The organism is Pseudomonas sp. E6002, assembly GCF_013385565.1.
Taxonomy (GTDB): Bacteria; Pseudomonadota; Gammaproteobacteria; order Pseudomonadales; family Pseudomonadaceae; genus Aquipseudomonas.
The window spans coordinates 210,301-217,996 of record NZ_JACAPT010000006.1 but is presented as its reverse complement, the minus strand read 5'-3'; the positions used below and the strand labels follow the sequence as shown (position 1 = coordinate 217,996).

Below are 7,696 nucleotides of genomic sequence, written 5' to 3'. Positions count from 1 at the left end.
CGAGTGGTGGGGCAAGAGCGTTTTGCTTACTTTTGCGCTCTTCAAAAGTGAGCCGCTGTAAGAGCGGAACCATAAGCCGCCGTTACCTAAATAACGGATATGTCCCCCATCTAACCCACACCAATCATCCCCCAGCCTTATCGCGCACCATTCACCCCCAGCCGTATTTATTGTGACCCCAGGCCCCGTGCCTGACACTCAACCCATCCACCCCTAACCACCCCTGGAGTCCCCAATGAGTGAGCCTGTGCAGTTCCAAGACAAGGTCGTGATCGTCACCGGTGCCGGCGGCGGACTAGGCCGCGCCCACGCACTCCTGTTCGCCAGACACGGCGCCAAAGTGCTGGTCAACGATCTTGGCGGCTCAACCCAGGGCGAAGGCGCCAACGCCTCGGCGGCCGACCGCGTAGTGGCCGAAATCCGCGAAGCCGGCGGCATCGCCGAGGCCAACCACGACTCCGTCACCGACGGTGACAAGATCGTCCAGAACGCCCTCGACGCCTTCGGCCGCATCGACGTCGTGGTCAACAACGCCGGGATCCTGCGGGACAAAACCTTCCACAAAATGGAAGACAGCGACTGGGACCTGGTCTACCGCGTACACGTCGAAGGCGCCTACAAAGTCACCCGCGCCGCCTGGCCCCACCTGCGTGAACAAGCCTACGGCCGGGTGATCTTCACCGCCTCCACCTCCGGTATCTACGGCAACTTCGGCCAGTCCAACTACGGCATGGCCAAGCTCGGCCTGTACGGCCTGACCCGCACCCTGGCGCTGGAAGGCCGCAAGAACAACATCCTGGTCAACGCCATCGCCCCCACCGGCGGTACACGTATGACCGAAGGCCTGATCCCGCCGCAAGTCTTCGAACGCCTCAAGCCGGAATTGATCAGCCCGCTGGTGGTGTACCTGGGCAGCGAGGCGTGTCAGGAAACCTCCGGGCTGTTTGAGGTGGGCGGCGGCTGGATCGGCAAGACCCGCTGGGAGCGCAGCCTGGGGGTTGGGTTTGATCCTGAAGCCGGGTTCTCCCCGGATGATGTCGCCGCCCACTGGCAGCAAATCTGTGACTTCGACGGGGCCGCTCACCCCAAGGACAACATCGAGGCCTTGAAGGAGATGATGGCCAACCTGCAGAAGTACAGCCTGTGATCATTACGTGAAAAAGTTTTAATCAAGCGGGGCGCCATGGCGCCCCGCTTTATTTCAGGCATAAAAAAAGCCGCTGCAAAGGCAGCGGCTGAAGTAAGACGTTTGATCAAGGAGCAATAAATCAACGTCAGTGAACACCGGTAAAAGATTGAAAATATTGATCAATCCATAAAAAACTGGCTGTTCTTCCAGGTTCTGGAAGCGGGCGGTTTGCCCTGAAAGCCAGGCAAGAATAGGCTTTTGTTACAAAATGAAAAATAGCGATTCGAGACAAGGACTGTTACCAAACCCGCAACAGTGGCAATAACACCTCATCCATCCCCCTGATAATCCTTCATCCATCTCGTCCATGGCCTCTCCAAGACCCCGGCCAGAGCGCCCTCTCATCCTTTCGAGCGACAACACGAATACCTCCTTGGTGCGCTTATCGCTCCTGATCGCGGGCAGTAGGGTGGGGCCTTCTGTCACACCACCGGGGAAGACGCATGACAAAAACAACAATGCGCGCCATCTTCAGGCCACAGGCGCTGGCCGCTGCGGTTGCTTTGGGTTGCTGTGCCCAGGCGCAGGCTGTTTCGTTCAACATCGGCGAGATCGAAGGGCAATTCGATTCCTCGCTGTCGGTCGGTGCCAGCTGGGGCATGCGCGATGCCGACAAGAAGCTGGTGGGCATTCCCAACGGCGGAACGGGCCAGGCCTCCACCGGCGATGATGGTCGCCTGAACTTCAAGAAGGGCGAGACCTTCTCCAAGATCTTCAAGGGCATCCACGACCTGGAACTCAAGTACGGCGACAGCGGCGTGTTCGTGCGCGGCAAGTACTGGTACGACTTCGAACTGCAGGACGAAGACCGCGAATTCAAGCAGATCAGCAATAACCACCGCGACGAAGGCGCGCGCTCTTCCGGCTACGAATTACTCGATGCATTTGTCTATCACAACTATTCCATCGGCGATTTGCCGGGCAACGTGCGCGTCGGTAAACAGGTGGTCAGTTGGGGGGAAAGTACGTTCATCGGCAACTCCATCAACAGCATCAACCCCATCGACGTTTCCGCGTTCCGCCGCCCTGGCGCCGAGATCAAGGAAGGCCTGATTCCGGTCAACATGGTGTTCGCCTCCCAAAGCCTCACCAACCAGTTGAGCGTGGAAGGTTTCTACCAGTTGAACTGGGAAAACACCGTGGTGGACAACTGCGGCACCTTCTTCGGTAACGACGTGGTGGCCCATGGCTGCAACGGCAACTACACCGTCGGCAGCCCGGCGATTGCACCATTGCAACCGGTAGCGGCGGCGTTTGGCCAGGGCTTCCAGGTTACGAAAGAAGGCGTAGTGGTGCAGCGTGCAAAAGACCGCGAGGCGCGCGATGGCGGCCAGTTCGGCATGGCGTTGCGCTGGCTGGGAGATGACACCGAGTACGGCCTGTACTTCATGAACTATCACAGCCGCACGCCCACCGTCGGTACCATCACCGCCAACACCAACCTGGCAACCATTGGCGCTATTGCCAACGCGGCCAACGGGATCGCCCCGGGTACCGGGGCCGGCCTGGCGCAAAGCACGATGCTCGGTCGCGGCCAGTATTACCTCGACTACCCGGAAAACATCCGCCTGTTCGGTGCCAGCTTCTCGACCACCTTGCCCACCGGCACCGCCTGGACCGGCGAAATCAGCTACCGCCCGAATGCCCCCGTACAACTCAACACCACCGACCTGACGCTGGCCCTGGTCAACCCGATTGCCGGCAACGCCGCTTCACCGATCAGCAGTTCCTTCGGTGCCGACAACGCCGGCTACCGCCGCAAGGAAATCACCCAGATCCAGAGCACCATGACCCAATTCTTCGACCAGGTACTGGGCGCCGAACGCCTGACCCTGGTGGGCGAGGCGGCCTTTGTGCACGTCGGCGGGCTGGAGGCGAAATCCAAGCTGCGTTATGGCCGTGACTCGGTCTACGGCCAGTACGGGTTCGGCGGCGACACCGATGGGTTTGTCACGGCCAACTCCTGGGGTTATCGCGCCCGGGCCATCCTCGATTACAACAACGTATTCGCCGGGGTCAACCTCAAGCCCAACGTGTCGTGGTCCCAGGACGTCAGCGGCTACGGCCCCAACGGCCTGTTCAACGAAGGCGCCAAGGCCATCAGCGTCGGCGTGGATGCGGACTACCGCAACACCTACACCGCGAGCCTGAGCTACACCGACTTTTTTGGCGGTGACTACAACACCCTCACCGACCGCGACTTCATCGCCCTCAGCTTTGGCGTGAACTTCTGATTTGGCTTAAGTAAGGACAAGAGACTATGCGCAAAATGATTCTGCAATGCGGGGTGTTGGCCCTGAGCCTGTTGGCCGCCAACGTGATGGCCGCAGTGTCGCCGGAAGAAGCGGCCAAGCTCGGCACTACCCTGACCCCGGTGGGCGCCGAGAAGGCCGGTAACGCCGATGGTTCGATCCCGGCATGGACCGGTGGCATCCCGAAAAACGCCGGGGCGGTGGACAGCAAGGGTTTCCTCGCTGACCCGTTCGCCAATGAAAAGCCGCTTTTCGTGATCACCGCCGCCACGGTCGACAAATACAAGGACAAACTCTCCGAAGGCCAGGTGGCGATGTTCAAGCGCTACCCGCAAACCTACAAGATCCCCGTGTACCCGACCCACCGCACGGTCAACCTGCCGCCGGAGATCTACGAGTCGATCAAGCGCAGCGCGCTCAACGTACACGCGATCAACGACGGCAATGGCCTGGAAAATTTCACCGGCAACCGCTACTACGCCTTCCCGATTCCGAAAAATGGCGTCGAAGTGCTGTGGAACCACATCACCCGTTACCACGGCGGCAACCTGCGCCGCATCATCACCCAGGCCACGCCGCAGACCAACGGCAGCTACACGCCGATCCGTTTCGAGGAAGAAGTGGCCGTGCCGCAACTGATCCCGGACATGGACCCGGTCAAGGGCGCCAACGTACTGACCTTCTTCAAACAATCGGTGACCGCCCCGGCGCGCCTGGCCGGCAACGTACTGTTGGTGCATGAGACGCTCGACCAAGTGAAGGAACCGCGCCTGGCCTGGGTCTACAACGCCGGCCAGCGCCGGGTACGCCGTGCGCCGCAAGTGGCCTACGACGGGCCGGGCACTGCGGCCGACGGCCTGCGCACCTCGGATAACTTCGACATGTTCTCCGGCGCTCCCGACCGCTACGACTGGAAGCTGGTGGGCAAGAAGGAGATGTACATTCCCTACAACAGCTACAAGCTCGATTCGCCGACCCTCAAGTACGATGACATCATCAAGGCCGGCCACATCAACCAGGACCTGACCCGCTACGAGCTGCACCGGGTCTGGGAAGTGATCGGCACGGTCAAGCCGAGCGAGCGGCACATCTACGCCAAGCGCCACATGTACATCGACGAAGACAGCTGGCAGGTGGCGCTGGTGGACCACTACGACGGCCGCGGCCAGCTGTGGCGTGTTGCTGAAGGTCACGCGCAGTTCTACTACGACCATCAGGTGCCGGCCTACACCGTCGAAACCCTGTACGACATCATCGCCGGGCGCTACATCGCCCTGGGCATGAAGAACGAAGAGAAGAGCAGCTTTGTGTTCGGCTTTGCGGCCAAGGCGGCCGACTACACGCCGGCAGCATTGCGCTCGGAAGGCGTGCGCTAAAACCTGATTGAAATGCGATCAAACTGTGGGAGCGGGCTTGCTCGCGAAGGCGGTCTGTCAGTTAAAGCATCAGTGACTGATACACCGCCTTCGCGAGCAAGCCCGCTCCCACATTTACGGTGTTCCACCTTTAGAACGAGTGCCGGGTGGCCTTTTGGCTCCCGGCTTTTTTATGCCCGCCAATCAGCCTGCTGAATACTCCTCAACAACCGCCAGCCACAGGACTAGGGTAGGGCGCACGCCGCCTAATAATAAAAAACAGGGACGCAGTAATGACCGCCATGACCCGTTGTCTGGATCGTCCTGGATTCATGCCACGCTTGTCTCCCCATCATCTGCTGCGCCCGCGCCTGGCCGTGCCGCTGCTCAACGCCACCGCGCGGGTGAAGTTGCTCTGCGCCCCGGCCGGCAGTGGCAAGAGTGCATTGCTCGCCGAGTGCGCGTTGCAGGCGCCTTCGCAGTGCCAGGTGTACTGGTTGCCGCTGAATGGCGTGGCCTCGGATTTGTGTCAGCGCCTGGCGCAAAGCCTTGGCCTCGACTTTGTTGATGAGCCCACGTTGCTGCTGGCCCTGAACCGCTGGCAAGCGCCGGCCTGGTTGTTTCTCGATGACTTCTGCCGCGTGCCGGCGCCTGAACTGGATGGGTTGCTTGACCGCATTCTGGCGGCCAGCAGCCCGGCCTTGACCTGGTGGATCGGCGCGCGGCGGCGGCCGGCCTGCAACTGGCCCCGGCTGTTGCTTGATGATGAGCTGTGGGAATGCAGCGCTGCCGAGTTGGCGTTTGACCCCAGCGAAATCCAGCACTTGGCCGGGCCCAGCGCCGACAAGGTATTGCAGTTCAGCGCCGGCTGGTGCGCCGGAGTGCGTATCGGATTGCTTGAAGGCGACGGGCACCCGGACAAAACCTTGCTCGACTACCTGCAACACGAGTTGTTCACGGGCCTGGCGCCGGAATTGGCCGAGGCCTGGCGCGTGCTCGCGCACCTGCCACGCTTCAACCCGAGCTTGTGTGACCACCTGTTCGGCTTTGGTGACGGCGGCAACTACCTGCGAGACTTGCAGACGCTGGGCGCCTTTATCGAGCCCTGGGAAGAGTCCACCGACTGGCTGCAAGTCTTCCCGCCACTGGCCCAACTGATGCGCGCCGAACCCTGGCCAGCGAGGCGCTCCTGGCACCGGCGCGCGTGCCAATGGTTTACCGCCGCCGAGGACTGGCAAGCAGCCTTTGAGCAAGCGTTGCAGGCCGAAGAGTACGAAGTGGCCGTGAGCCTGTTGCAGCACTTCAGTTTTGAAGACCTGTTCCGCCAGCAAAATGCGGTGCTGTTGTTGCGCCTGCATGAGCAGCATGGCGATGAATTGATGCTGGGCTCGGCGCAACTGGTGGGCTTGGTAACGGCGGCGTTACTGTTTGCCGGGCGTTTCGACCAGGCGGCGTTGTGCATTGACCAACTGGCGCGTTTCACTCCGCAACCGACCGCGCACCTGCAGCGTTATCTGCTGGCCCGCTGGCAGGCGCAATGGGGCTGGCTGTTGCATCTGGGCGGCGAAGCCGCACGGGCCCGGGAACATTTTCTCGAAGCCCTGCAAGACTTGCCCGAGAGCGCCTGGACGTCGCGCCTGATGTGCCTGTCGGGCCTGACCCAGCAAGCCTTGCTGCGTGGCGAGCTGGACGTGGCCCAGGCGCTGAACCGCGAGGCGTTGTGCCTGGCGCGCTCCCACGGCTCACTGCTGTTGGAGGCATTGTTGGAGCTCGATCATGCGCAGTTGCTGGAGCAGCGCGGCGCGCCGTATCGGGCCCAGAGCCTGCTGGAAAATGTGCAGCGCATGCTGGTGCAACAGCGGCTTAAAGCCGGGCCGTTGATGGGGCGGATTTGCTTGCGACGTGGGCACCTGGCGCTGCGCCAGGGCCACGACGGCGTGGCCGCCGAATGCTTCGAATCCGGCCTGGGCATGTGCCTGCACAGCCAGGACAAACGCGTGCTCTACGGCTACCTGGGACTGGCGCTATTGGCCGCCAACAAGGGCGATTACGCCCAGGCGTTTATCCAGTTGCGCGACGCTGAGCGCCTGATGCAGCAACGCCAGGTGCCCGACACCGTCTATCGCGCCGTATTGCTGTTGCTCAGCGGGCATTTCTGGCTGCAACAGGGTCGCGCCGAACTGACCCTGGAGGCGGTGACCCGGGTGCTGCGGCACTACCGTGGCCCCAAGGCGAAACAAGCACCGCCGGCCACCCTGGAGTTGATCCCCAGGCTTGAATATTTGCAGGTGCTGGCCGAAGTGAAATTGCATCGCGCCGAAGAGCCTGTCGCCCGCCTGAGTGCGTTACTGGAGGCCGCCCGTCAGCGGGGCATGCTGTGCCTGGAAGCGGAGTTGCACTTGGTGCTGGGGGAAGTGGCCTGGCAAGTCGGCGATCGCCCGTTGGCCGTGCGCTCGCTGGAAGCCGGATTGGAACTGGCGGGGCGTTGCCAGGTACAGCAGGCGATTCGCGAGCTGCGCCTCAGGCAACCGGGGTTGTTGAGTGCGTTGGGGCTGGAGCCGCAGGAATGCCCGGCGGCGGCGGGGGAAAATCCCCTGAGCCAGCGCGAGCTTGAGGTGCTGCAACTGATTGCCCAGGGCAATTCCAATCTGGAAATTGCCAGCCAATTGTTTATCTCGCTGCACACGGTAAAAACCCATGCGCGGAGGATTCACAGCAAGTTGGGGGTGGAGCGGCGTACCCAGGCGGTGGCCAAGGCCAAGACGCTGGGCTTGATGGCTTGAAGCCATGCACTATTCGTCAAACAATGACGATCAAATGTGGGAGCGGGCTTGCTCGCGAATGCGGTGTATCAGTCACTGATGCTTTAACTGACAGACTGCATTCGCGAGCAAGCCCGC

At 61.6% G+C, this 7,696-nt stretch carries 4 protein-coding genes; all 4 read left to right on the top strand.

The genetic code is table 11. The features are described from left to right. Positions 1-235: 235 nt before the first annotated feature. The 4 genes from HX815_RS05995 to HX815_RS05980 all read left to right on the top strand — a co-directional run bounded on the left by HX815_RS05995 (position 236) and on the right by HX815_RS05980 (position 7,579). Positions 236-1,147 (top strand): SDR family oxidoreductase, encoded by a 912-nt coding sequence (locus HX815_RS05995; protein WP_008438591.1) that lies wholly within the window; start codon positions 236-238, stop codon positions 1,145-1,147. A 485-nt stretch (positions 1,148-1,632) separates the two neighbouring features. Next, positions 1,633-3,423, top strand: a complete 1,791-nt coding sequence (locus HX815_RS05990) for a DUF1302 domain-containing protein (protein ID WP_023659149.1) — start codon at positions 1,633-1,635, stop codon at positions 3,421-3,423. A 26-nt stretch (positions 3,424-3,449) separates the two neighbouring features. Further along, positions 3,450-4,817 (top strand): DUF1329 domain-containing protein, encoded by a 1,368-nt coding sequence (locus HX815_RS05985; protein ID WP_003212808.1) that lies wholly within the window; start codon positions 3,450-3,452, stop codon positions 4,815-4,817. Positions 4,818-5,089: 272 nt separating this feature from the next. Further along, complete coding sequence (locus HX815_RS05980) at positions 5,090-7,579, top strand: LuxR C-terminal-related transcriptional regulator (RefSeq protein WP_177027944.1); 2,490 nt, start codon at positions 5,090-5,092, stop codon at positions 7,577-7,579. Positions 7,580-7,696 lie beyond the last annotated feature (117 nt).